The sequence below is a fragment of the Pseudomonas sp. 2822-17 genome, from assembly GCF_002742485.1.
GTDB lineage: Bacteria > Pseudomonadota > Gammaproteobacteria > Pseudomonadales > Pseudomonadaceae > Aquipseudomonas > Aquipseudomonas cyclaminis.
This window is the reverse complement of record NZ_LJRZ01000603.1, coordinates 1-293: the sequence shown is the minus strand read 5'-3', so window position 1 is coordinate 293 and position 293 is coordinate 1. Positions and strand designations below refer to the sequence as shown.

Here is a 293-nt window from a genome sequence, read left to right as displayed (position 1 = left end):
AGTTTATTTTGTTATTAGTCTAACTGGTATCAGCATGTTAACAGTATTTTCACTACTACTATTATTAGCCGGGACGCAAATGGCTGTTATTCTAACATTGAATTCTTACCGTGAGGATGCCCAGGCAAGCATTGATCCTATATACAGTATGTTTATTACTTACGCAGTCTTCTTTATTTATTTAGGTATTACTGCGGAGATGATTTTAGATACTGTTATCAGTAGTCTTTTACGTTTTTAGTGTAGAGGTTTATTAGCTAAAATATCAGAGGCTGTTCCAAAAGTCTATACTT

At 33.4% G+C, this 293-nt stretch carries 1 protein-coding gene; it reads left to right on the top strand.

Annotated features, from left to right (window positions below; all coding sequences use genetic code 11):
- Positions 1-241, top strand: a 241-nt coding sequence (locus AOA60_RS33435) for a hypothetical protein (RefSeq protein ID WP_218240769.1), incomplete at its 5' end; no start/stop codon positions are given.
- Positions 242-293 lie beyond the last annotated feature (52 nt).